Origin of the sequence: Archangium sp., from assembly GCF_036277355.1 — a bacterium.
Lineage (GTDB): Bacteria > Myxococcota > Myxococcia > Myxococcales > Myxococcaceae > Archangium.
This window is the reverse complement of the sequence record NZ_DASUNC010000017.1, coordinates 182543-206892: the sequence shown is the minus strand read 5'-3', so window position 1 is coordinate 206892 and position 24350 is coordinate 182543. Positions and strand designations below refer to the sequence as shown.

Annotated in this window: 14 protein-coding genes; 8 read left to right on the top strand and 6 right to left on the bottom strand. The window is 68.9% G+C overall.

Going from position 1 to position 24350, the window contains the following annotated elements; all coding sequences use genetic code 11:
* Positions 1-220 precede the first annotated feature (220 nt).
* The 4 genes from VFZ09_RS04310 to VFZ09_RS04295 all read left to right on the top strand — a co-directional run bounded on the left by VFZ09_RS04310 (position 221) and on the right by VFZ09_RS04295 (position 7700).
* The gene (locus tag VFZ09_RS04310; RefSeq protein ID WP_329726185.1) at positions 221-1600 is read left to right on the top strand and encodes a TolC family protein; all 1380 of its coding nucleotides are present in this window, start codon (positions 221-223) and stop codon (positions 1598-1600) included.
* Positions 1601-2806, top strand: a complete 1206-nt coding sequence (locus VFZ09_RS04305) for an efflux RND transporter periplasmic adaptor subunit (RefSeq protein WP_329726184.1) — start codon at positions 1601-1603, stop codon at positions 2804-2806.
* Entirely contained in the window at positions 2803-5940 is a 3138-nt protein-coding gene (locus tag VFZ09_RS04300; RefSeq protein ID WP_329726183.1) for an efflux RND transporter permease subunit, read from the top strand. The genes VFZ09_RS04305 and VFZ09_RS04300 overlap by 4 nt, the downstream gene beginning before the upstream one ends.
* Positions 5941-6071: 131 nt before the next feature.
* The gene (locus tag VFZ09_RS04295; protein WP_329726182.1) at positions 6072-7700 is read left to right on the top strand and encodes a DUF2330 domain-containing protein; all 1629 of its coding nucleotides are present in this window, start codon (positions 6072-6074) and stop codon (positions 7698-7700) included.
* Positions 7701-7760: 60 nt separating this feature from the next.
* Here the strand turns inward: VFZ09_RS04295 and VFZ09_RS04290 are convergent, their stop codons facing one another.
* Positions 7761-9647, bottom strand: coding sequence for a M4 family metallopeptidase (locus VFZ09_RS04290; protein WP_329726181.1), 1887 nt, complete (start codon positions 9645-9647; stop codon positions 7761-7763).
* A gap of 427 nt (positions 9648-10074) precedes the next feature.
* Between VFZ09_RS04290 and VFZ09_RS04285 the strand changes: the two genes are divergently transcribed.
* On the top strand, positions 10075-12867 hold the full coding sequence (locus tag VFZ09_RS04285; RefSeq protein ID WP_329726180.1) for a hypothetical protein: 2793 nt from the start codon (positions 10075-10077) through the stop codon (positions 12865-12867).
* Positions 12864-13634, top strand: a complete 771-nt coding sequence (locus VFZ09_RS04280; protein ID WP_329726179.1) for a hypothetical protein — start codon at positions 12864-12866, stop codon at positions 13632-13634. The genes VFZ09_RS04285 and VFZ09_RS04280 overlap by 4 nt, the downstream gene beginning before the upstream one ends.
* A gap of 55 nt (positions 13635-13689) precedes the next feature.
* Here the strand turns inward: VFZ09_RS04280 and VFZ09_RS04275 are convergent, their stop codons facing one another.
* From VFZ09_RS04275 to nhaA, 5 genes are all read right to left on the bottom strand, one after another.
* The gene (locus tag VFZ09_RS04275) at positions 13690-14583 is read right to left on the bottom strand and encodes a DUF2381 family protein (RefSeq protein WP_329726178.1); all 894 of its coding nucleotides are present in this window, start codon (positions 14581-14583) and stop codon (positions 13690-13692) included.
* A 22-nt stretch (positions 14584-14605) separates the two neighbouring features.
* Positions 14606-16303 carry a serine/threonine protein kinase gene (locus VFZ09_RS04270; protein WP_329726177.1) on the bottom strand — a complete coding sequence of 566 codons (1698 nt, stop codon included), beginning with the start codon at positions 16301-16303 and terminating at the stop codon, positions 14606-14608.
* Between the two features lie 105 nt (positions 16304-16408).
* On the bottom strand, positions 16409-16645 hold the full coding sequence (locus VFZ09_RS04265) for a hypothetical protein (RefSeq protein WP_329726176.1): 237 nt from the start codon (positions 16643-16645) through the stop codon (positions 16409-16411).
* 86 nt (positions 16646-16731) lie between these two features.
* Positions 16732-18420, bottom strand: coding sequence for an AarF/ABC1/UbiB kinase family protein (locus tag VFZ09_RS04260; RefSeq protein WP_329726175.1), 1689 nt, complete (start codon positions 18418-18420; stop codon positions 16732-16734).
* Positions 18421-18486: 66 nt separating this feature from the next.
* A complete protein-coding gene (nhaA, locus tag VFZ09_RS04255) occupies positions 18487-19860 on the bottom strand; it encodes a Na+/H+ antiporter NhaA (protein ID WP_329726174.1) in 1374 nt (457 codons plus the stop codon).
* A gap of 307 nt (positions 19861-20167) precedes the next feature.
* Here nhaA and mutS point away from each other — a divergent pair, with 307 nt between their 5' ends.
* Both mutS and VFZ09_RS04245 read left to right on the top strand, forming a co-directional pair.
* A complete protein-coding gene (mutS, locus tag VFZ09_RS04250; RefSeq protein WP_329726294.1) occupies positions 20168-22789 on the top strand; it encodes a DNA mismatch repair protein MutS in 2622 nt (873 codons plus the stop codon).
* Positions 22790-22846: 57 nt separating this feature from the next.
* Complete coding sequence (locus VFZ09_RS04245) at positions 22847-24241, top strand: adenylate/guanylate cyclase domain-containing protein (protein WP_329726173.1); 1395 nt, start codon at positions 22847-22849, stop codon at positions 24239-24241.
* The last annotated feature ends 109 nt before the right edge of the window (positions 24242-24350 follow it).

The following is a 24350-nucleotide window of genomic DNA, read 5'->3' as shown; positions in this document are numbered from 1 at the left end:
GCCGCACAGCGCCAACATTCCCAAGGCCAGCAGGAATAAACGCATCGTTCGGGCATTCCCGGGCGCGCCGCGCCCCACTCGTAAGGTCTTCGTCCTCCTCCCCATTAGCCCGATGTGCGATGCAGCGTCCAGCGAGGTGGGTTCCCGTGGTCCTGCTCGCTCGGGTCCTATATATGGGCCCGTCGTTCTCCCCCCCGGAGCTCCCCCTCCTCGCCCGACCATGCACTTGATTCGCTCCGCTGTTGCCCTCCCCGTGTGCGCTTGGCTCGCCCTATGTGTGCCGGAAGCGCGCGCGCAGGACTCGCGGCCCGCTCCCGGGCCTGGAGCAGAGACCCCGGCCGCCGGGCAGTCCGAGCCCACGCGGGAGCCGCTGACGCTGGAGCGCGCGGTGTCGTTGGCGGCCGAGCGCAATGAGTCCGCGCTGACGGCCCAGGCCCGCTCCGAGGCCGCCGAGGCGCGTGTGGCCCGGGCGCGCGCCTTCTTCTTCCCGAGGCTCGACGTCAGCGCCACCTATACCCGCCGCCTGCAGGAGGTGGTGCGCCAGGTGGGCGGCGAGGACGTGGTCATCCAGACGCTCAACGCCCTGTCCGGAAACGCCACGGCCAGCGTGCCCCTCTTCGACGCGCGCGGCTTTCCGCTCCTCCAGGCGGCGAACCGGGATCGCGAGGCGACGGCACTGGACGCGGTGGAGGCGCGCCGGCAGGTGTCCTTCCAGGCCGCCACGGCCTTCCTGACCACGCTGGGCCAGCAACAGGTGGCGCAGGCCGCCGAGCGCCGGCTCGCCTTCGCCCGCCAGTCGCTCGAGGAGGCCAAGGCCCGCGCCCAGGCCGGCCTGGCCAGCACCAACGACGTGACGCGCGCGCAGCTGGACGTGGCCACCGCGGAGGCGGAGCTCGCTGACGCGGTGGGTCAGGCCGAGACGAGCCGGTTGGAGCTCGGCTATCTCCTGGTGACGCCCGTGGAGGGCCCGCTGGCGGCGCCCGAGACGCTGCTGGGCGAGGCCTCGCGGCCCGCGGAGTCCTTCGCGCCGCTGACCGAGGGCGCCCTGGAGCGCCGCCCGGACATCCTCTCCGCGAAGCTCCGGATTCAGCAGCAGGAGGCGCTCGCGCGGGAGCCGCTGGCCCGGCTCTTCCCCACGCTGTCGGCCTCCGGGGTGTACACCCTCACCAACGAGGCGGGCCTCGCCGGCCGCAACTGGAACGCCTTCCTGTCGGTGAACCTCGGCTGGTCGCTCTTCGACGGAGGCGAGCGCTACGCGGATCGCCGGGAGCGGCTCGCCCTGGTGCGTGTGCAGGAGTTGGATGTGGCGGCTCGGACGCGCCGGGTGGACGTCTCGGTGGACCGGGCGAACGTGGCGCTGCGCACGGCGCAGGCCGCGCTGAACCGGAGCCAGGTGGCCTTCGAGGCCGCCCGGCAGAACGCCGAGGAGACGAGCATCCTCTACCGTCAGGGGATTGCGTCGTCGCTGGCGTTGAGTGATGCGCAGGTGAGGCAGTTCGAGGCCGAGGTGGCGCTTGCCCGGGCTCGCTATGCATTGGGGTCCGCGCTCCTGGAGCTGCGGGCCGCCGTCGGACTCGATCCGCTGGGGAAGGAGCCGTAAGTGAAGACGCGTGTGGTGACTTGGGTACTGGGCGCCGCGCTCGCCCTGGGGACGGGGTGTGGGGGCAAGCCGGCGGGAGGCGCTCCAGCGGCCCAGGGCGGTGGCAAGGGCGGCGGGAAGGGGGGAGGCCCCGGTGGCCGCGGTCCACTCCAGTTCCCCGTGGAGGTGCGGCCCGTGGAGTCGCGCGACGTGGAGTACGTCGTCTCGGCGGTGGGCTCGGTGGAGGCCTTCGAGCAGGTGCAGATCACCGCGCGCGTGGCGGGCGTGGTGGAGCAGGTGCGCTTCATGGAGGGCCAGTCGGTGAAGAAGGGCGAGGTGCTCGCGGAGATCGAGCCCACGCGCTACAGCATCGCGGTGCGCTCGGCGCAGGCGTCGCTGGAGAAGGCGCTGGCGGCGAAGGCCGAGGCGGACTCGGCGGCGAGCCGGCGCGCGGCGGCCAACGAGGTGAAGCCGGGGCTGCTGCCGGCCGAGCAGATCGACACGGCCGAGGCCCGGGCGCGCACCGCCGCGGCGGACGCGAGCGCGGCGAAGGCGGCGGTGGATCAGGCCGAGCTCAACCTGCGGGACGCGTACGTGAAGGCGCCCATGGAAGGGGTGCTGCAGACGCGCACGGTGCAGACGGGGCAGTACGTGCAGCCGGGCACGGTGCTGGCCACGCTGCTGCGGAGGGATCCACTGCTGTTGCGCTTCACGGTGCCCGAGGCGGACGTGGCGCGGCTGAAGCCGGGCATGCCGGCGCGCTTCACGGTGCGCTCGGACTCGCGCACGTACACGGGGAAGATCAGCTACGTGGCGGACGCGGCGGATCCAGCCAGCCGCATGGTGAAGGTGACGGCGGAGGTGCGCGGCGAGGACGCCAAGGCGCTGCGGCCGGGGGCCTTCGCCACGGTGACGGTGCCGGTGGACACGGCCAAGGGGGCTCCGGTGATTCCCCAGACGGCGGTGCGCCCCAGCGAGCGCGGCTTCCTGACGTTCGTGGTGCAGGACGGCAAGGCGCGCGAGCGCGTGGTGGAGCTGGGCCTGCGCACGGCGGACGGGCTCGTGGAGGTGCGCGAGGGCCTGAAGCCCGGCGAGCAGCTGGTGGTGCGGGGGGGAGAGGCGCTGAAGGACGGCGCCGGGGTGCGGATCGCCGAGGGCCCCAAGCCGGCCGTCACGGGTGAGCCGCGCCAGGAAGTGGAAGCGAACACGGGAGGCGGAGCCCGATGAGCATCACGGACGTCTGCATCAAGAAGCCCGTCTTCGCCTGGATGCTGATGGCGGCGACCATCGTCTTCGGACTGGTGGCGGCCGAGCGCATCGGCATCAGCCAGTTCCCGGACGTGGACTACCCCGTCATCAGCGTCAACGTGAGCTGGGAAGGGGCCTCGCCGGAGGCGGTGGAGACGGACATCATCGAGCCGCTCGAGGAAGCGGTGATGCAGGTGGAGGGCGTGAAGGCCATCACCTCCCGGGCGAGCCAGGGCGGTGGCGGCATCTCCGTGGAGTTGGATCTCTCGCGCGACGTGGACAAGGCGCTGCAGGACGTGACGGCCAAGGTGAGCCAGGCGCAGAACCGGCTGCCTCGGGACGTGGATCCGCCGGTCATCTCCAAGAGCAACCCCGAGGACAACCCCATCATGTGGCTGGGCGTGTCCGGGCCCTTCTCCCGGCAGTTCATCTCCGACTTCGCGCGCTACCGGGTGAAGGAGGTGCTCCAGACGGTGCCGGGCGTGGGCGAGGTGTCGCTGGGCGGCTCGCTGGATCGCAACGTGCGCATCTGGGTGGACGCGCAGAAGCTGGACGCGCGCGGGCTCACCGTGGCGGACATCGTCACCGCGCTGCAGCGCGAGCACGTGGAGCTGCCCGCGGGCCGCATCGAGACGGCGGGCCGCGAGGTCAACGTCCGCGTCATGGGCGAGGCGTTGGATCTCGAGACGCTGCGCCACCTGGTGGTGCGCGAGGGCAACGGCGCTCCCATCTACCTGTCCGACGTGGCGCTGGTGGAGGACGGCTTCGAGGACGAGCGCCGCATCGCCCGCGTGGATGGGCAGCCCGCGCAGGGGCTCGGCATCCGCAAGCAGCGCGGGGCCAACGCGGTGGCGGTGGCCCAGGAGGTGCGCGCCCGCCTGGCCGAGCTGCAGAAGGACGCGCCCGAGGGCATGGACCTGGGGATCAACTTCGACTCCACCCAGTTCATCGAGGAGAGCGTCCACGAGATCGAGTTCGAGCTGCTGCTGGCCTGCCTGCTGACGGCGCTGGTGTGCTGGGCGTTCCTCGGCTCGCTCTCCAGCACGATGAACGTGATCCTCGCCATCCCCATGTCGCTCTTGGGCACGGTGGCGGTCATCTACTTCCTGGGCTTCACCCTCAACACCTTCACGCTGCTGGGCCTGTCCCTGGCGGTGGGCATCGTGGTGGATGACGCCATCATGGTGATGGAGAACATCTTCCGGCACGCGGAGGAGGGGAAGAGCCGGGTGAAGGCGGCGAGCGAGGGCACGCGGGAGATCACCTTCGCGGCCCTGGCGGCCACGCTGGCGGTGGTGGCCATCTTCATCCCCGTCATCTTCATGAAGGGGGTCATCGGCAAGTTCTTCCTCCAGTTCGGCGTGACGCTGTGCGTGGCGGTGATGCTGTCCTACGTGGAGGCCATCACCCTGGCGCCGGCCCGGTGCGCGCAGCTGCTGAAGACGGGCCGCGAGGGCCGCAGCCGGGTGGGCCTGGCCGTGGACAAGGCCTTCACCTGGCTGGAGCACCACTACGGCAGGGTGCTGGCCCGGGGGCTGCAGCGGCCCTGGTGGGTGCTGGGCGGCGCGCTGGCGCTGCTGGCGCTGTCCGGCTTCGCCTTCAAGGGCCTGTCGAGCGAGTTCGTCCCCTCCCAGGATCAGGGCCGCGTCATGGTGCGCCTGCAGACGGCGGTGGGCAGCACGGTGGACGAGACGAACCGGCTCTTCCTGCGGGCCGAGGACTTCCTGCGCCACCGGCCCGAGGTGACGCGCCTGTTCGCGGTGGTGGGGGGCGGCGGCAGCTCTGTGAATGGCGGCATGCTCTTCATCACCCTGGTGCCTCCGGAGCAGCGCATGCCCATGTCCGAGTTCAACCAGGTGCTGCGCAAGGAGCTCAACTCGTACCCGGGCCTGCGCGCGGTGGTGATGGACCTGTCGCAGAGCGGCTTCACCGGCTCGCGCGGCTTTCCGGTGGAGTTCAGCGTGCGCGGCTCGGACTGGGAGCGGCTGATCGAATCCAGCACGGACATGCGCGAGCAGCTCCAGGCGAGCGGCAAGGTGGTGGACGTGGACACGGACTACCAGGTGGGCATGCCGGAGCTGCGCATCACCCCGGACCGTGCGCGCGCCGCGGATCTGGGCGTGTCCATGCAGGACGTGGGCTCCACCCTCAACGCCCTGGTGGGCGGCGTGCGCGTGGGCAAGTACAGCACCGGCGGGCGCCGCATCGACGTGCGGTTGCGTCTGCTCAAGGATCAGCGCTCCCGGCCGGAGGACCTGTCGATCCTCAAGGTGCGCACCGGCACCGGTGAGTTGGTGCCGCTCTCCTCGCTGGTGTCGCAGGAGGAGCGCCCGGCACTGCAGGCCATCACCCGCAAGGACCGTGAGCGCGCCATCAGCATCTACGCCAACGTGGCCCCCGGAGCCACGCAGCAGGAGGCGATGGAGACGGTGCAGCGGCTGGCGAAGGAGCTGCCCGGCGGCACGCGCGTGGTGTTCGGCGGCTCCAGCGTGGCCTTCCAGGAGTCGATGGACAGCCTCCTCTTCGCCCTCTTCCTGGGCATCGGGGTGGCCTACATGGTGCTGGCCTCGCAGTTCAACTCGTTCCTCCACCCCGTCACGGTGCTCACCATCCTCCCGCTGTCGGTGGCGGGGGCGGCCTTCGCCATGTGGGGCACCAACACGACGCTCAACATCTTCAGCATGATCGGCCTGCTGCTGCTGATGGGCATTGTGAAGAAGAACTCCATCATCCTCGTGGACTACGCGCTGCAGCAGCGCGAGCTGGGCGCCAACGCGGTGGAGGCCATGCAGCGGGCGGGGCCGGTGCGCCTGCGGCCCATCCTCATGACGTCGCTGGCGACGATGATGGCGGCGGTGCCCGCGGTGCTGGCGCTGGGCGCGGGCAGCGAGACGCGCGCCCCCATGTCCGTGGCCGTGCTGGGCGGACTCTCCGTCTCCACCGTGCTCAGCCTGCTGGTGGTGCCCGCCTTCTACGTGGTGGCGGATCGGATGAAGGCGCGGCTGGAGCGGCTCCGCGGTGGCTCCGGAGACTCCGGCGAGCACGGCCCGGGCTCCGGTGGCGAGCCCGCGCCCGGGGTGGATGAGGACAAGGCCCGGCTCGCGGGGAGCTGACCCCGCCGGGGATTCGTGGGCCCCTCGTGGATTTCCGAGGGGCCCACCCCTTCGAGGCCCCGGATGTCGCGGGGTTGACGTCCGGCCGGGGGCTTGCAATGCCCTCCGGGTTTCCCTCGAAGGGGGTTTGCATGCGTCACGCGGTGGTGTTCGGCGCGCTGGTGGCCGTTGGGTTGCTGTCCGCGCCCAGGGCCGAGGCGTGCGGCGGTTTCTTCTGTTCCCAGACGCCCATCGATCAGGCCGGAGAGCGCATCGTCTTCGGCGTCAACGGCAGCTCGATCGAGGCCCACGTCCAGATCCAGTACCAGGGCGAGGCGAAGAAGTTCGCCTGGGTGGTGCCGGTGCAGGCGAAGCCCACGCTGAGCGTGGGCTCTGCGCAGCTCTTCACGTACCTGGACCAGGTGACGCAGCCGCGCTTCCAGCTCCAGTGGGATCAGTCGTGCCAGCCGCTCTTCCCTCCGGGTAGCGTCTTCGGGTCGCCGCCCATGGAGGATGCCGCGCCGGGAGGGGCCGGGGACGGCGGCGTCGTGGTGGTGTCGCGCGAGGACGTGGGGCCCTATGACGCGGCCACCCTCACCGCGGACGACGCGGTGGCGTTGCGCGAATGGCTCACCACCAACGGCTACGACATCCCCGAGGCGGCTGGCGAGGCGCTCACGCCGTACGTGGGCAACGGCTACTACTTCGTGGCGCTCAAGCTGCAACAGGACAAGGACGTGGGGGATCTGCGGCCCATCGTGCTGAAGTCCGAGAGCAACCGGCCCTGCGTGCCCATCCGGCTCACGGCCATCGCCGCGCGTCCGGACATGCCCATCATCGCCTACGTGCTGGCGCAGAAGCGCGCCATCCCGACGAACTACCGGCACGTCCTCATCAACCCCACGCGCGTGGACTGGCTGGGGGGCGGCCGCAACTACCCGATGGTGGCCACGGCGGCCGTGGACGAGGCGGGAGGCCGCGCGTTCCTCACCGAGTTCGCCGGGAGCTCCACGTCCTTCGCGCGGGGCTTCAAGCAGAACTTCGGCCGCAACTACGACACCGCGGCGCTCTCGTCCATTTCACACCCGGTGGACTTCACCCAGCAGATGCTCAACCAGGGCTTCCTGGGTGACAGCACGGTGCAGGGCCTGCTGCGCAAGTACATCCCCATGCCGGCCTCGCTCGTGTCGCAGGGCGTGCCGGAGTCCCAGTTCTACAACTTCATGTGGAACTACCGGTCCGCCATCGACGCGGATCCGGGGCGGCCGGCCTTCGATGCGCAGGGCTTCGCGCAGGCGCTGGAGACGCAGGTGGTGGGACCGCTGAAGGGAGCCATCGCCCTGCTCGACGCCCACCCGTACCTCACGCGCCTCTACACCACCATGTCCGCCGAGGAGATGACGGTGGATCCGGACTTCGACTTCAACCCGGACGCGCCGGACATCTCCAACGTCTTCACCGCCAAGGCGCACTATGAGAGCTGCCAGCAGGACTTCTCCCAGCGCACGGTGCGCATCGAGCTGCCGGACGGGCGCTTCTTCTTCACGAAGTTCAACCAGCCCGTCACCCGGGGGCCGAACGCGGAGCGCGTGGAGCAGTACAGCGACGTGGGCGCGCCCATGCTCATCCAGGACAATGGCCCCGCCATCCTGGGGATCATCCAGGAGATGGGGGGAGGGCTCGCCACGCAGTCGTGTGGCTGCGGTGCCACGGACGCGGGCTCGGCGGCGCTGTTGACGCTGGTGCTCGGCGCGTGGAGCCTGCGCCGCCGCCGCAACTGAGCACGTCCGCTCGAGACGAAGCGGCCCCCGGGAGGTGTGCTCCCGGGGGCCGTGCGTGGCTCAGTACGTGCCCGTGAGCGAGACGCCCGAGTAGGCGCTGTAGCCGTACAGCATGACGTGGTAGCGGCCGGCGGTGGCCTGCGCGGCCATGTTGCACGTCTCGTTGTTGCCGCCCAGGTACGGGCGGCAGCCGTACGAGCTGGTGGTCGGCTGCGAGCCGAACTTCACGTACATGTCCGCGTCGCCCGTGCCGCCGCTGATGGTGAAGGTCACCGGGCGGCTGGCCGGCACATCCAGGTAGTAGAACTTCTGCGAGCTCGCGGCGCCCGACTGGTTGAGGAGGGCGACACCGTTGGTCAGCGGGGTGGGGGGAGACGCCAGGCCCACACCCACGGCCTCCCAGGCCCGGGTGACCGCGGTCTGCTCCGCCGAGCCCGAGCCGTAGAGCATCGCGGCCGCCTGCTCCGTGTACGTCTTCACCTGGGCGAAGGTGGTGCTGGCCGTCATCAGGTCCGAGTTGGCCTTGTAGAAGATGGCGCCGGCCTTCTGCGCGCCGGTGGACGGCACGACGGTGGTGCTCTTGCCACGCGGGTGCGTGCCACCCTTGCTCAGCAGGCAGAAGGCCAGGTTGGCGATTCCCGAGTTCGCGTGCACGCCGCCGCTGTCGGCCGACCCGATGTAGCGGTCCGGGTAGTAGTCCCTGGACGAGCCATCCAGGGCCGGATCGCACATGTAGCGGAGCGCGTCACCCGCGGTGGCCGGAGTCCACACGTCCTCGGCGATCTTGAAGACGTCCGCGTTCGTGGACCAGGCGTTGCTCCAGCTCTCGCAGTAGGCGGTGAAGATGTCGGCGAAGCCCTCGTTGAGCGCACCGGGCTCGAGCGCGTACGTGAGGTTGGACTCGGCGCTGATGATCGCGTGCGAGTACTCGTGGTTGATGACGTCCATGTCGTTGCACAGCGGGCCCGAGGTGACGCCGTCCCCATCACCACAGACCATGGTGGTGCCGTTCCAGAAGGCGCCCACGTAGTTGTTGCTGTAGTGCACCGTGGCCGTCAGCGGCGCCCCGGCGTTGTTGACCGAGTCGCGGTTGAAGTTGGCCTTGAAGCAATCATAGAAGGTGCCGAGGTGGGCATAGGCCTTGTCCACGACGGGATCGCCCGTGGTGATGCCTCCCTCGCTGATCTTCAGGGTTCCCGGCAGGGTGGTGGTGTTGTTGGCCGAGTACACCAGACGGTTGCGTGCCTCGTGGATGTCCGAGGTGCGCTCCGTGATGGATCCATCCAGGGCGTTGACGAAGACGTGCTCCCGGATGGGCTGATCCCCGTTCTCGCCCGTCACGAGCACCTCGAAGACAAGCTTCAGCCGTCCATCCTCGCTGGAGCGGACGTAGACGAGCCGCGGGGCCTCCTCGGCGTGGACGGTGCCCGGGGTGCTCTCGAGCGCCGCTGCGCGGGCGGCCTCGGGAGCGATGCGGGCGCGGAAGGGGACGGACTCGCCATCCCGGGCCGAGCCGTTGGCGGCATGGACGAGGCCGTTCTCATCCACGTGGAGGATGAGCTCGTGGCCCACGACGGGCAGCCCGTTCTTCGTCTGCGCATAGCGGATGTGCGTGTGGCCCTGCTCGTCCTGGGAGAGCTTGCGCACGACGAGGTCGGAGGCCTGGAGCCGGAAGACGGGGGTGATGCGGGACAGGGCGGCGCTGACGTTCGCGTGGGCCTCGGAGGCGGAGACACCCCGGAGGGAGCTCGTCGAGGTGCCGAGCCGGCCGCGAATCATGTACGGCACGCCGTCCTCGTGGGCCCCGAGCACCTGGGCCGAGGGCAGGGCGGCGAGGGCCGCCTGGACATCCTCGGTGGAGGCGGTATCGGCGGAAGGATCCAAGGACTCGGTGTCACAAGCGGTGAGCGCGAGCGACAGGCAGGCAGCGAGCATCCGGGTACGCATTCAGTGATTCCCCCTGAGGCGGCGGCGTGCCGCCGAGGGGGAGCAGCATGAAGAGCCGTCAGACCCGGAACCAACGGAAAGACGGGCGATGTTGACTGGTGGACATATGGCCGTTCACCGCGTTGGCTTGGTTGGAGAGCTCTCATCGTCCGGCGGAGTTGACAGGACAGCACCCCGCCATGAAAGGTGTCTCACCCGCCTTTCCGAGTAGTGATTGTCCTGGCGGGAGCCGAAGGCGGGAAGGGGAGGGAGCATGTGCCGGTCCCATTGGGTCAAAGGACTTCAGGCCCTCCTGCTCACAAGCTGCCTCGTCGCCAGCATGAGCGTGGCCGGCGAAGAGCTGAGACGAGAGCGGGTAACGCTCTCGGCCGAAGCGCATGCGCGAGCCAGAGCCCCCAACCCTCCCCTGGAAGACTGGAAGGAAGGCGTGCTCTCCCTCCGGGTGATGGACCCCGGCCGCCTCATGGTGGAGGCAGGAGATGAAATCATCGCCGCGGGCGAGCTGAACTGGGGGGAGGACGAGCGGCTGCGGGTGGACCCGCTCGAGGGCTACCCACCGGCACCGCTCCCCCGAGTGGTGAGCAGCGAGCGAGGCCGGGAGGAGGTGGAGGTAGACGTTCCGGAGGGGACTGGCGCCGGTGCCATGCTCACCCTCTCCTATGAGTGGGCCTGGCACCACCAGGACACGCCCGCCCTGGAGCGCACCTGGCGCCTCCCGCCCATGGAGGACATCCCGCCAGAGTGGCTGGAGGACGAACGGGTCGCGCTGGAACGGGAGGATACAGCCGAGAACGAGGAGGAGGGCGCACTCGCCCTGCTCTCGGCACAGGACGCTTCCTTCCCCGTTCAGGAGGATCCGGCTCGGTCCGAGCTGCTCTGGGTTCCCGGGTACGCCTCGCGTGAGGACATCGCCTCGCGGCTCTTCGGGGATGCCGCGGCGGTGGGCGCTTTCGACATCGAGCCCCGTGCGCCACCTTCCAGTGCTGAGGAGGGCCTCCAGGTCTGCGTGCGCGTGCGCCACCCGCCAGCGCTCGTGCCACAGTTGCTCACCGCCATGCGCCGGGCCCTGGAGGCGCAGCTGGAAGCGGATGTCGCGTGGAGCCGCTCCCAGCTCTCGGCGGCCCCTCCGGACGGGCCCGGGGCCGCCGCGCTGGTGGAGCGCGGCCTGCGCTGGGCTCAACGCTCCAACATTCTGGACGGGGCCGGGCAGAGCTATTTCGACCGTTACCTCCAGGCGCTCGAGCCCTGGTGGGACGAGTCGCAGCGTGTACACCTCCTCGCGGGAGCCGCCGAGCCCCTGCGGAAGGCCATCGCTCTGCGCTCCAAACGCTTCAAGGTGAGCTACAGCGTCACGGATGGCTCGCCCGTCCTGGCTCCGGGCAGTGTGGTGGGCCGCTTCTATTTCGCGGGCGGCTCCAGCGTCCAGGTGCGCACCCTGCTGCTGCTCACCGAGGAGACCTCCCTGGAGCGGGCGGAACTGCGCGTGCGCAACGCCTTCCGTGGAAGCCCGCGCGTCATCCTTCCCGGGAAGGATGGGCGCTGGCGGGGCTACAGCGCTGAATTCAACACCGTTGCCGGCGCTCCCCAGCCGCTCGAAGAGCTCGATGGCAATGCCTACTGGTACTACCCGGACACGCTCCTCATTCGGCCGGGAGACTGGCGGCCCGGGCTGGGGGCCGGTACGGGCGAGTTGGCGGCCTTGCGGCGGGAGCTCCTCCAGACAGCCCTCGCCACGGCGACACCGCAGGAGCCTCGGCCTCTGCTCGCCCTCGACCATGATGTGCTGGAGGCGCGCGGATCCGCGGTGCGCCTGTTCGTGGGCCGCATGTCGCTGGTGGCGACTCTGGCGGCGGTGGACACATACCGGGACGAGCTGTCGCGGACGTCAGCGGGACGGGCCTTCCTCGCGGTGCACGACCTGGCCATGGTGGCGCTGGCCGGCAGGGACATCTCCAAGCTGGCCTCCTCGGGCATTGGACGCGAGTTGGTGAACCGGGGCAGGCTGGCGTTGAGCGCGGCGGGGGCCCGCGCCTCGTCCGGACTGCGCGAGTCGGTGGAGTCCGTTCATGCGCTGGTGAAAACGCTGGAGCGGATGCTCGCCGAGGGCGAGGCCGTTGCGACACCGGACGGGCTGCGGTTTTCTCTTCCAGGCGGCGCCGAGGCTTTCAAGCAGGCTTTCTTCGCCATCCGCGGGGAGATGGCCGCCGCACGGGCCATTGGCGGCATTCGCAGCGCGGGGCTCGCGGCCGAGAAGGCCGAGAAGACACTGCATGCGTTGAAGCTGCTGGCAGCGGAGAGCCAGGAGATGGCGCTCGCCTACGGTGCGGTGGCACGGCGCGCGGCCGCCCTGCCGGCCGACAAGGCTCAGGCGTACCTCTCCGCCGTGGAATTGTTGCGCTCCTCCACGCCCAGTGCGGCGAAGCCGGCACTTGCGCGGCTTCTGAGACGCTCGGGAGCTCCAAGCCTGAAGGATCCGCTTGCCCTCCTGAAGCAGGCCCAGTGGCTCGTCAGCCACCCGGAACTGGACGCCGAAGCAGTCGTTGAACTGGCCAGGAAGGCTTGCAAGGGCAGCGTGGACCTGGGCTGGCTCCGCTCAACAGGGCTGTCCATGAAGGACCTCGACTTCATGGGTAGAAACAGGATGACGTCGTGGAAGGATTTCCAGCAGGCGGCGGCAGAGCCATGGAACTCGAGACTTCAACGGCGTGTGCGCGAGCAACTCCGAGGCGTCGCAGCGGAGATGCTGACCGAAGACAACGCACAAAAACTCTTCAAGGGATTCCGGTTGACCGGCCGACAGGTGAAAATGAGAGCCGGGCACATCATCGACAACGTACTGACGGCGACGGCCGGATCGAAACTTCAGCATGGAGTAGAAGTCAAAGGCTGGAACGACAAGCGATGGCGCAGAGCGCTCGACTCCTGGCTGACCAGAGATGCAGGCAGGAAGCTTGACGAGCAGCAGGAGGCGCTCGTCAAGCAACTCCAGCACCTGATCGATCAACTGGCTGATGCGGCCAAGGCACCTCACGGACAACCGTTTCTCGTCAGCACGGACAACTTGAGCGGACCGACCAGAGCCAAATTATTGGGCTTCCTGCTCAAATACTCACCGGGCACGAAAGTCATCCAGTTGGAGGAGGCTCAAATACTGGACAAGACCAGGCAACTGCGTGCGGCGCTGAGCCTTCCAGAGAATTTGTCAGGAGGCGCACCATGAGCCAGTGGCCGCTCTGGGCCGTCCTGACTCCAGGAGATCCCGTACAACTCGAGCGCCGCGTCCGCTCCGCGCTGATGTTGGAGGACGAAAAAGAGCCATCCTTCGAGGTCATTCCAGGCAGTGGTCTTTACCATGCCATCGTGGGGACGGATCCCAGCGATGTCGGCGCCGGGTTTCAAATCGCCAAAGAGCTGTCACTCGAAGTGGATGAGCCCGTGTACTCGATTGACCGCGGCAACGATCCGTGGGCCGTCACGTCCTGGCGACATGGCACGCTGGAGGTCGAGGAGGCAGACCCAGATGCATTGGCACAGTCTCTCGGCTGTCCGCTGCCTGGCGCAGAGCAGCCATCTGGAGCCGCGGCCAACAAGCCCCTGCGCAAAGCCGCCCTGATGGAGGGCGTCCGGGCGCAAGAGGCATCCCGGGTGCTGGAGGAGGCGGGTGACCCATTTCCTCCGGGCCACTATCGCTTCGAGGACACACCGCGAGGGCTCCGCGTGTCCAGCGAAACGGGTGACATCGGGTTCGCCGACATCACTCTCTCCGAGTGGCTTCCCCATGTGACGGGCTATGGAGTAGCCGCCTCTCCGAGCCTGGATGTGTTCTTCGTTACCGTCCTTCGGGGAGGAGCGTGCATCGGCCATTTCTCGCTGCCGCCTCGTGAGGATTCATTCGTGCCGGCGGTGGGCAACATCAAGGGCGAGCGCTCGCCCGAGCGGATTCTCGCGGCATTGGATATTCCAGCGGAGTGGTTCCGTGATGAATGACGGGTGCCGGGGCGGCCTCGCCCAGGCCATGGCACGGTGGCTCAGGGAACGAGGCCTACGGAAACCTCAACCCTGGAAAGGTGATGACTCGCGATGTCTCATCCCAGAGCATCAGCTTGAACTCACCGTGGAAATCCTTGCTTTCCGCATTGACTTCCAGGATGACTGATTCGCGCATGGTGGGCGCAATGACATTCAGCTGCAGGAACTGTACCCCAGGTACCTCCTCATTGTCGGCGGTGAGCAGGGATGCCCGGATTGTGTTCCACGGCGCTGCGCTGAAATTACTCAACCACGTCTCCGCCACCACGGTTTTGCCTGCGCGGTAGCTGACGACGGTGTCGAAGAATACGACTCCGGCCGGGATGTTGGTCTTGTCCACTGCCAAATCCAGGGTCTGGACTCCGGAATGCCCTACGATGCCATTGGCAATGAGGCTCCGGAGTCCCCGTGCCCGTTCCAGCTGAACCTGCAACTGCTGGTTCGCGTTGCGGAGTTGTTGATTCTTCGCGCGCTCCTCCAGTGCCTCCTGTTGGTAGGACTCCTGAGGGCGCTTGTCGCGGTACACCTCGACCTGCCGGGTGGCTTGTCCCCGGTGGGCCACCAGGATGAAGGTGATGATCTCTTGAGCGGCTGCGGCTCCGAAGCGAACCGTCAGCCGCAGGCGCTCTCCAGGCATCATGTCCTTGGGTGGCACGAAGCTGATGCCACGTTGGCCGCGGAGCACCTCCACGAAACGCACTTCCTCCTGTAACTCCAGTGACCCGGGGATGGTGTCGAAGAGGAAGCCCGTCATCATTCCCGGGCTGACGCATATCTCGCGAGCCTCCGCTGAGGGCGTCAACGTCAAATCAATTCGCTGTGAGTCCTCACACGCGACGGCCGGTTCCAGGTCAGGAGTACCTTGAAGGACAACCAGGGACAGGAGAAAGGGGAGGGTGGGGAGCACGGTGAGGGTCTTTCTGCGCGGCCTAGTCGAATCTCGACGTCACCGAGGCGTACAGGAAGTTCTTGACGATGGCCTTCTTGGAGGTGCTGCCGGGCTCCTTCGCGATACCAATGCCCCGTGACGTAGTCACCTCCATGCAGACCGGCACGATCTCCCCGTTCTTCAATTGGGCACGAGTGAAGTGGCCATAGACATGGTTCTTCCGGAAGATGAACTCACCGTACAAGAAGGCATCATTCGGCAGATTCCCCCAGGCACCGACCACTCGAGCCGTGACCTCGCCCTCCGAAATCTCGATGGTGTGCCCCCTCGGCTCATTGGGGGGGATGTAGATGCGCCTGGCGTCTCCCGGGATGAGGCCGATTTGCGTCAGGGCCTCCTTCGCACCGGGCGGGCACGGCGAGGTTGGAAGGGGCTCGTGCTTCGGAGTGCTCGCGCATCCGGCCCCCATGCAGGCGGCGCCGGTCAAGAGGGTGGCGGCGGCAAGGGAACGGGCCTTCTTGGGTTTGATCATCTTGGGCTCCTGGGTTGGCGTCGCGCTGGCGACGGGCGCGGGGGGCAGTGACTTCTGCGGTCCCGCGACGTGCCCAACTTCTCCCATCACCTGGGGAGGAGCCAATTCCTGGCGAGCACTGGCGTGTTGCGTTTGGGGAGGGGGGGGGGACTCGGAACGTTGGGAGGAAGGAATCAAGACGCCTCCCAGGAGGGCGGCGCCGAGAACGAGCCTGGCCATCCGCCATCGGCCAGGTGCCTGCCGCTCGATGGGCGCCTCGGGGGCGGGAGGCGGGGGCGGGGCGGGTGCCTCCTCGCGTTTGACTTCGGGGAACAGGCGCACGCGCCAGGAGCGGTCCGCCTCGCTCCACGCCGTCGAGAGCGCCTCCGCGAGCGCCCGGGCATCCGCGTACCGGTCCTCGGGTGCCTTCTCCAGCATCTGCATGCACAGCTCGCTCAAGGCGGGAGGGACACGCGGGTTGAGCTCATCCGGAGCCCGGGGGGTCTTCTCGAGGATGGCGCGCACCATCCCGGGGTCGTGCCGGTCCCCGAAGGGAAGGCTGCGCGTCAGCAGGATGTAGGTGACGACGCCCATGGCCCACAGGTCCTCCGCCGGGCTGACCGGGTAGGGCTCGCCTTCCCATTGCCGGCCGAAGCGCAGCGTCTCGGGGCTGCGGTATTCGGGGGTGCCCGGTGGCATCCACTGCGTCAGGCGCTGGGCCCCCTCGAGGCTCGCCGCGCCGAAGTCCACCAGCACGGGCATCCCATCGGATTGCCGCACGATGATGTTGGCCTCCTTCACGTCCCGATGGACCACGCCCATGGCATGCACATCCGCGAGGGTGAGCGCCAACGGGAGCAGCACGCGGCCCACCAGGTCGAGCGCGGTCGGGTTCTCCTCCTGCGCCCACTGGTCCAGCGGGAGGCCCTCGACGAGCTCCAGGGCGAGCACCAGGGAGTGCGGCTGCTCCTCTGGCCAGAGGCCATACCCATGGAAGCCCACGACATTCGGGTGCCGCATCCGGCGCAGCGCGTCCACCTCACGGTCTCCGCGCGGAGCCAGGGGCACCAGCTTGATGGCGAAGAGGCGGCCGTCCCGCCTGGCCCGGTACACGGTGCCGAAGCTGCCGCTGGCCAGCAGCCCCTCGATCGTGAAACCCGCCACCACCATGCCGGGAGCCAATCCCAGCGAGGGGATATCGCCCCGTCCACCGCTTCCGTCGAACATCCAGCCTACCTCCGAAAAGCGCCGGAGGCTACCAGAGCGGTTGCCCGCAGCCCCGGACGTGACGGGTTGGCATGGCGCGCGGGCGAGGGAAGGAACCCGGTGGGTTCACTTCGACGCGTGCATCTCCTTGGCGTACTGCACGAGGGCCTGCTCGGCCTCCGGTCCGGTCCATCCGAGCGGTACCATGCGTTCCAGTTTCTTTCCGTTCACCGAGACGATGAAGTAGCGATCGCAGCGGTCGCCCTCGCCGTAGGAGATGCCCAGGCGCAGACCGAGCTGCCGCGCCCGGGTTTCGAGCCGGGCCGTGGTGGAGGTCGAGTAGAAGCGTGGGAGGATGAGCACGCCCCTGCTTCAATCAGAAGGCGTCACCCCGTTGAAGGACCACCTGGGGAGTCACTGCCCGAGGCCACCCTTCAAGGTGGGCGGGCTCACTTCCGGCGCTTCTTCGCCAGCCAGCGGCTCACCCGGACCTTCCCGAAGCGTCTGCCGAACAGGTACCAGGTGAAGACCGCGCCGAAGATGGCCGCCGACAGGATGATGCCCAGCAGGCCCAGCACCGGCAGGCCGTGGTACTGCCACGGCGTCTGCGCGAACGAGATGAACGTTCCCACGATGAGCCCGCAGGCGCACAGGCCCATGAACATCACGATCGCCGCGCTGCGCAGGTTGTCGTTCAGCTTGTCGAACTGCTCCGCCCGCACCGTCACGCTGAACTTCCCCGACTCCAGGTCCAGCAATATCTGCGACAGCTGCGTGGGCAGGTCCTGCGCCAGCGACTGGAAGCGCAAGAGCGTGCGCATCAGCCCGCCCTGGAGCTGGCTCGGATCATACCGGTCCGCCAGCAGCTCCTTGGCGTACGGCATCGCCACCTCGAGGATGTTCAGGTCCGGGTACAGGCTGCGCAACATGCCCTCGGTGGACACCGAGGCCCGGCTCAGCAGCGCGTACTCCTTGGGGATCCGGATCCGGTACTTCACCGCCAGATCCAACAGCTCCCGCATGAGGCTGCGCGCGTCCACCTGGCCCAGCGTCATGGGCAGGTGCCTGCCGAGCAGTCCTTCGATGTCGTTGCGGAAGCCCACCAGGTTGGCCCGCGCGTCCGGCACGCCCACCCGGTAGAGGATGCGCGCCACCGAGTCGCTGTCCTTCAGCGCCACCGCCAGCGCCAGCATCACCAGCGTCTCCTGCATGGCGCGCGACAGCCGGCCCACCACCCCGAAGTCCAGCAGCGCCAGCCGGTTGCCCTCCAGCACCAGCAGGTTGCCCGGGTGCGGATCTCCGTGGAACAGCCCGTCCTCGAAGAGCTGCCGGAAGCTCGCGTCCAGGATGTGGCCCGCCACCTCCCGACGATCCTCCGGCGACAGCTCCGCCTGGCTGATCTTCACCCCGCGGACGAACTCCATCGTCAGCACCGTCCGGCTGCTGAGCCCGTCGTACACCCGCGGAATCTTCATGTACGGCCGGTTGCGGTTGTTCTCCAGGAAGGCCCGGATGTTCGACGCCTCGTGCACGAAGTCCAGCTCCTCGTGGATGGCCCGGTCGAACTCGTCGATGATCCCCGTGGGTGAGTAGATGCCCGTCTCCTCCACCACCGCTTCCAGCAGCCTCGCCAGCGAGCGCAGCACCACCAGATCCGAGTCGATCCGCTCGGCGATCCCCGGCCGCTGCACCTTCACCACGACCTCGTCGCCCTCCAGCGTCACCGCCCGGTGCACCTGGGCGATGGAGGCCGCCGCCAGCGGCTGGGGCTCGATCTGCTTGAAGAGCTCGTCCGCCTCGCGGCCCAGCGACTCGCGGATCTGCGCGTACACGTCCTCCACGGGGACGGGCTCCACATGATCCTGCAGCGTGGCCAGTTCCTCGATGTACTCGGCCGGCAGCAGGTCCGCGCGCGTGGAGAGGATCTGCCCCAGCTTCACGAAGGTGGGGCCGAGATCATTGAGCAGCATCCGGAAGCGGCGCGCGGTGGAGGCGCGCTGGGCCTCGGGGGACACCTCCACCTTCTCGCGCCGCCCGAGCTGGCGCCACACGCCCGCGCGCTCCAGCCACTCGCCGAAGCCGTGGCGCGCTGCGATGACCCCAATCTGCCGGACGCGGTTCAAATCCTGGAGAAGCACGGTGGCCGGCACCTTTCCACGGGCCCGCGCCGCCGGCAAACCCCAAGAAGCCCCGCTGTCGTCCGCTCAAGCCGTCCCGGAGGCGGGCTCGGAGGCCGGCTCCCCCTGGGGCCGGGGCGTGGGTCCGAAACGCAACAACAGGTAGCCCACCACCGCGGACAGGAGCGAGCCGAGCAGGATGCCCAGTTTCGCCTCCGTCAGCAGGTGCGGCTCGTGGGCGAAGGCCAGTCCGGCCACGAACAGGGCCACCGTGAAGCCGATGCCGGCCACCACCGAGACGCCATGCAGTTGCGGCACCCGTGCCCGCCCCGGCATGTCCGCCAGCTTCGTCTTCACCGCCACCCAGGTGAAGAGGAAGATGCCCACCTGCTTGCCCACGAAGAGGCCGAGCACCACGCCCAGGGGCAGGGGCTGGAGCACGTCCGCCAGGCTCATCCCCGCCAGGGAGATGCCCGAGTTGGCCAGCGCGAACAGCGGGACGATGGCGTACGCGGACCACCCGTGCCAGATGTGCACGAAGCGGGTGAGCGGCGGCTCGATGTCCTCGAGCTGCTCCTCGATGTGCAGCAGCTGGTTGGTGCGCACGGCCTCGTCCTCGGGCTCGCGCAGCAGCTGGCCGATGAAGCCGTGCAGCTCCTCGAGGACCAGGCGGCCCCGGCGCACGGGCCGGGCGGGGATCATCATTCCCACCACCACGCCCGCGATGGTGGCGTGCACGCCGCCGTGGTGCATGGTGTACCAGAGCGCTCCCAGCAGCACCGCGTACACCAGCCCGTTGCGCACGTAGAACTTGTTGCACGCCGCCAGCACCGCGGTGACGCCGAGGGCCGCCAGCAGCCACTCCACGTGCAGCCCCGTGCCGTAGAACATGGCGATGACGAGGATGCCGCCGATGTCGTCGAAGATGGCCAGCGCCGTGAGGAACACCACCAGGCCGTGGCTCACCCGCCCCTTGAGCAGCGTGAGGCACCCGATGGCGAAGGCGATGTCCGTGGCCATGGGGATGGCCCACCCCTTGAGTGCCGGCGTCCCGGCGTTGATCGCCGCGTAGATGGCGGCGGGCACCACCATGCCGCCCACCGCCGCGATGAGCGGCAGCAGGGCCTTGGACAGGGAGCGCAGCTCTCCGGCGGCCAGCTCCCGCTTGATCTCCATCCCCACCAGGAAGAAGAAGATCGTCATCAACCCGTCGTTGATGAATTCACGGAAGGTGAAATGGAAGGGGGCGCTGCCCGAGCCGACGGCCAGGGGGGCGTCGAAGAGGCCGGTGTAGGTGTCGGCCCAGGGCGAGTTGGCCCAGATCATGGCCGCCAGGGCGCAGAGCGCCAGGAGGATGCCGCCGCTGGCTTCGAGCTTGAAGAAGGCCTGGACGGGCGCCACGGCGGCCTTGAAGAGCCGGGGGACGGGGACGGGCTGGACGGTATCGGTGCGGGTCTCCATGGCGGGCGGAAGGGTGCCCTCCGGGGGTGGTGCAGGCCAACCGTTTTCGGAGGAGCAGCTCACGATTTTTCCGGACCGGGACGGCTGGCCGTCAGGAGGACGTGCGAGCCATCGGCGGAGTAGGCACGGACGGGGGGACGGCAGAAGTCATGTGTTCTGTTGATCCGGGACCGGACGCATGACACAAGAGGCGGCGATGGGCGCGACGCAAGCGAAGGCAGGCAAGGGACACGGGGACGAGGCCGAGGCGCCGGTGGAAGCGGCGGCCGAGCAGGCCGGGGCGCGGGAGATTGGCGCGCTCACCCCGATGATGCGGCAGTACCTCGAGGTGAAGGCGCTCAACCCGGACGCCATCCTCTTCTTCCGGCTGGGGGACTTCTACGAGATGTTCTTCGAGGACGCGGTGCGTGCCTCGGAGCTCTTGCAGATCACCCTCACCGCGCGGGCGAAGAACGCGGAGAAGGTGCCGATGGCCGGGGTGCCGTACCACTCGGCGCGCCGCTACATCGCGAAGCTGGTGGAGCACGGGCTGAAGGTGGCCATCTGCGAGCAGGTGGAGGAGGCGGGCAGCGGGCCGGGGATCGTCCGGCGCGAGGTGACGCGCGTCATCACCCCCGGCATGGTGCTGGACGAGGAGGCGCTCGAGCCGCGGGCGAGCAACTTCCTGGCCGCGGTGTACCCGGGAGCGCACGGCTTCGGGGCGGCGCTGCTGGAGGCCTCCACGGGCGAGTTCTTCTGCCTGGAGGCGGAGACCACGCAGGAGCTGGTGGAGGCACTGGCCCGGGTGGAGCCGCGGGAGCTGCTGGTGCCCGAGGGGGAGAGGGACTCCCCGGACACGGCCACCCTCGTGTCACGGCTGCCGAGGCCTCCGGCGGTGGCGGAACTGGAGAAGGCGGCCTTCGAGCCCGGGCGGGCCACGGTCTACCTTCGGGGTCACTTCGCGGTGCAGTCGCTGGAGGCCTTCGGGCTGCAGGACGCGCCGCTGGCCACCGGGGCCGCCGGCGCTGCGCTGCGCTACCTGAAGGACACGCAGAAGACGGCCGCCGCCCACGTGGACAGGCTCAGCCGCCACCAGCGGGGCGTGCACCTCCTCATGGACGAGGCCTCCCGGTCCAACCTGGAGGTGCTGCGCACCCTGAGGGACGGGGGCCGCAAGGGCTCGCTGCTGGGGGTGCTGGACAGGACGGCCACGGGACTGGGGGCGCGCAAGCTGGCCCGGTGGCTGGCCGCGCCCCTGTGCTCGCTGCCGGAGATCAACGCCCGGCTGGACGCGGTGGAGGAGCTGTCCCAGCGCAGCGTGTGGCGCGAGGAGATGACGAGCCTCCTCAAGGAGGTGGGCGACATCGAGCGGCTGTGCGGCCGGCTGTCGCTGGGGGCGGGCAACGCGAGGGATCTGCGGGCACTGGGCTTGTCGCTGGCGCAGCTGCCCCGGCTGGGGGCGGTGCTGGCGCGCTGCGAGTCCCCGCTGCTCAAGTCGCTGGCGGGGCCGCTGGGGGCGTTGCCGGAGCTGACGGAGCTGCTGCTGGGGGCGGTGGTGGACGAGCCGCCCACGGGCCTCAAGGAGGGCGGCTTCATCCGCCCGGGCTTCCACGCCGAGCTGGACAAGCTGGTGGAGCTGTCCACCTCCGGCAAGGACTTCCTGCTGAAGATCGAGACGCGGGAGCGGGAGCGGACGGGCATCAACTCGCTGAAGATCCGCTACAACAGGGTGTTCGGGTACTACCTGGAGGTGACGAAGGCGAACCTGCACCTGGTGCCCTCGGACTACATCCGCAAGCAGACGATGGTGGGGGCCGAGCGCTTCATCACCCCGGAGCTGAAGGAGTACGAGGAGAAGGTGCTCACGGCGGAGGAGCGCCGGAGCGCGCTGGAGCTGGAGCTCTTCGAGCAGCTGCGGGCCCAGGTGACGAAGGAAGCGCCGCGGCTGCGCTCGGCGGCGGAGGCGGTGGCCACGGCGGATGCGCTGTTGTCCTTCGCGCGGTGCGCGGCCGAGTACGGGTACGTGCGGCCGGTGGTGGACGAGTCCGAGGTGCTGTCCATCACCGGCGGGCGGCATCCGGTGGTGGAGCGGATGCTGGGGGCGGGCGAGGCGTTCGTCCCCAACGACGTGAAGATGGACTCGGAGGACGCGCAGATCCTGGTGATTACCGGACCCAACATGGCGGGCAAGAGCACGGTGATGCGGCAGGTGGCGCTCACGGTGCTGATGGCGCAGGCGGGCAGCTTCGTGCCGGCGGGCGCGGCGCATATCGGGCTGTCGGATCGGATCTTCACGCGCGTGGGAGCGGCGGACAACCTGGCGCGCGGGCAGTCCACCTTCATGGTGGAGATGACGGAGACGAGCCACATCCTTCACCACGCCACGCGGCGCAGCCTGGTGGTGCTGGACGAGATTGGCCGGGGGACGTCCACCTACGACGGCCTGTCCATCGCCTGGGCGGTGGCCGAGCACCTGCACGACAAGGTGGGGGCGCGGACGCTCTTCGCCACGCACTACCACGAGCTGGTGGATCTCTCCCGGGAGAAGCCCCGGGTGAAGAACATGTGCATCGCGGTGCGGGAGCAGGGGGGCAAGGTGCTGTTCCTGCGCAAGCTGGTGCCGGGAGGGGCCAACCGCTCCTACGGCATCGAGGTGGCGAGGCTCGCGGGCCTGCCGCCGGAGGTGGTGACGCGGGCGAGGGACATCCTGCAGAACCTCGAGTCCGGTGAGTTCGACGACAGCGGGCGGCCGAGGCTGGCGCGGCGGACGTCGTCGCGGGCGCCGTCGCCGGGGCAGCTGGGGCTGTTCGGCGGAGTGGCCGAGCCCGGGCCGAAGCTGGAGCCCTCGCACCAGAAGGTGTTGGAGGCCCTACGAGGTGTGAAGGTGGACGAGACGACGCCCATGGAGGCGCTCACCCTGCTGGCGAAGCTGCAGCGGGAGCTGAAGTAGGAAAGGGAGGGGGTGCCCACGTCAGCAGGGTGGCCTACACTGCTCATGGAATCCTCCATGTCCGACCTGGTGCGCCGCGCCCATACCGCCCTCTTCGAGCACACGTCCGACGGCGTGCTGGTGCTGGACCTTCAGGACCGGCTCATGGAGGCCAACGCCGCCGCGCAGCGGCTGTTCGGGGAGTCCGGGGAGGCGCTGAGGGGCAGACCCCTCTCGGAGCTGCTGCCTCAGTGGACTCCGCCGGAACCGCTGCCTTCGGGGGAGCCGCCGAGGGAAGGGGAGTGGGTCTGGCACGGGACGGAGAAGTCTCCGCGCCATGCGCACGTGTTGCGCGTGAGCTGCGTGCCCCTGCCGGAAGGGCGGATGCTGGTGCTGAGGGATCTGACGGCGCACGCGGAGGTCGAGGCCTCGCTGCGCCACCAGAAGGAGTATTACGAGTCGCTGGTGCTCCACAGTCCGGTGGCGATGGTGACGGTGAACCTCCGGTTCAACGTGGTGTCCTGGAACCCGGCGGCCGAGCGGCTGTTCGGCTACACGGCGAAGGAGGCCAAGGGCCGGAACATCCTGCGGTTGTTGGCGGGGGAGGGGCCCATCCAGGAGGAGGCCGAGGCCACCGCGCGCGAGGCGCTCGAGCGCGGCCGGGTGCAGATTGTCACCCAACGCCTGCGCAAGGATGGGACGCCGGTGGACGTCGAGCTGGTGGCGTTGCCGGTGACGGTGGAGGGGGAGCGGGTGGGCTTCATCGCCATCTACCACGACCTCACCCAGCTGCGCCGGATGCACGAGCAGGAACTGGCGCACCTGCGCACCATCCAGAGCGAGCGCGAGCGGGCGGATCAGCTGCTGCTGAACATCCTGCCGAAACCGGTGGCGGACCGGTTGAAGAGCGGCCAGCGGATCATCGTGGAGAACTTCCCGGACGTGACGGTGCTGTTCGCCGATCTGGTGGACTTCACCCGCTTCGCCGCGCAGCACTCGCCGCCGGACGTGCTGCAGGTGCTGAACATGGTGTTCTCCATCTTCGATCAGCTCACGGACGAGCTCGGGGTGGAGAAGGTGAAGACGATCGGGGACGCGTACATGGCGGTGGGCGGGCTGTCGCTGCCGAGGAGCGACCACGCCGAGGCCATGGCGAACCTGGCGTTGGCCATGCGCGCGGAGGTGTTGAAGCTGGGGGATCAGCTGCAGATACCGCTGCACCTGCGGATTGGCCTGCACTCGGGCCCGGTGACGGCGGGGGTGATCAGCGGCAAGAAGTTCGCGTACGACCTGTGGGGCGACACGGTGAATACGGCGAGCCGGATGGAGTCGCACGGCGTGGTGGATGGTATCCACCTGTCGGAAGCGGTCTACGAGCGGCTCCGGGGCCGCTTCCGTTTCCAGGATCAGGGCATCGTCCCCGTGAAGGGGAAGGGGCCCATGCGGACCTGGCTGCTGCTCGGCACGCAGTGAGCCGGAGGAGCGACTGCGCGTCATGCTCCTCGAGGCCTCGGCCCACGTGCCTGGCTGTCTGCTCATGGGGTGATGACCTGTGGCCGAGCGTCTCGGGTTTCCCGTGCCC

Excerpts from the sequence above, each read along its gene's own strand:
- VFZ09_RS04310 (WP_329726185.1), top strand. The coding sequence starts at position 221 with ATGCACTTGATTCGCTCCGCTGTTGCCCTCCCCGTGTGCGCTTGGCTC.
- VFZ09_RS04300 (WP_329726183.1), top strand. The coding sequence starts at position 2,803 with ATGAGCATCACGGACGTCTGCATCAAGAAGCCCGTCTTCGCCTGGATG.
- VFZ09_RS04295 (WP_329726182.1), top strand. The coding sequence starts at position 6,072 with ATGCGTCACGCGGTGGTGTTCGGCGCGCTGGTGGCCGTTGGGTTGCTG.
- VFZ09_RS04290 (WP_329726181.1), bottom strand. The coding sequence starts at position 9,647 with ATGCGTACCCGGATGCTCGCTGCCTGCCTGTCGCTCGCGCTCACCGCT.
- VFZ09_RS04280 (WP_329726179.1), top strand. The coding sequence starts at position 12,864 with ATGAGCCAGTGGCCGCTCTGGGCCGTCCTGACTCCAGGAGATCCCGTA.
- VFZ09_RS04270 (WP_329726177.1), bottom strand. The coding sequence starts at position 16,303 with ATGTTCGACGGAAGCGGTGGACGGGGCGATATCCCCTCGCTGGGATTG.
- nhaA (WP_329726174.1), bottom strand. The coding sequence starts at position 19,860 with ATGGAGACCCGCACCGATACCGTCCAGCCCGTCCCCGTCCCCCGGCTC.
- mutS (WP_329726294.1), top strand. The coding sequence starts at position 20,168 with ATGATGCGGCAGTACCTCGAGGTGAAGGCGCTCAACCCGGACGCCATC.
- VFZ09_RS04245 (WP_329726173.1), top strand. The coding sequence starts at position 22,847 with ATGTCCGACCTGGTGCGCCGCGCCCATACCGCCCTCTTCGAGCACACG.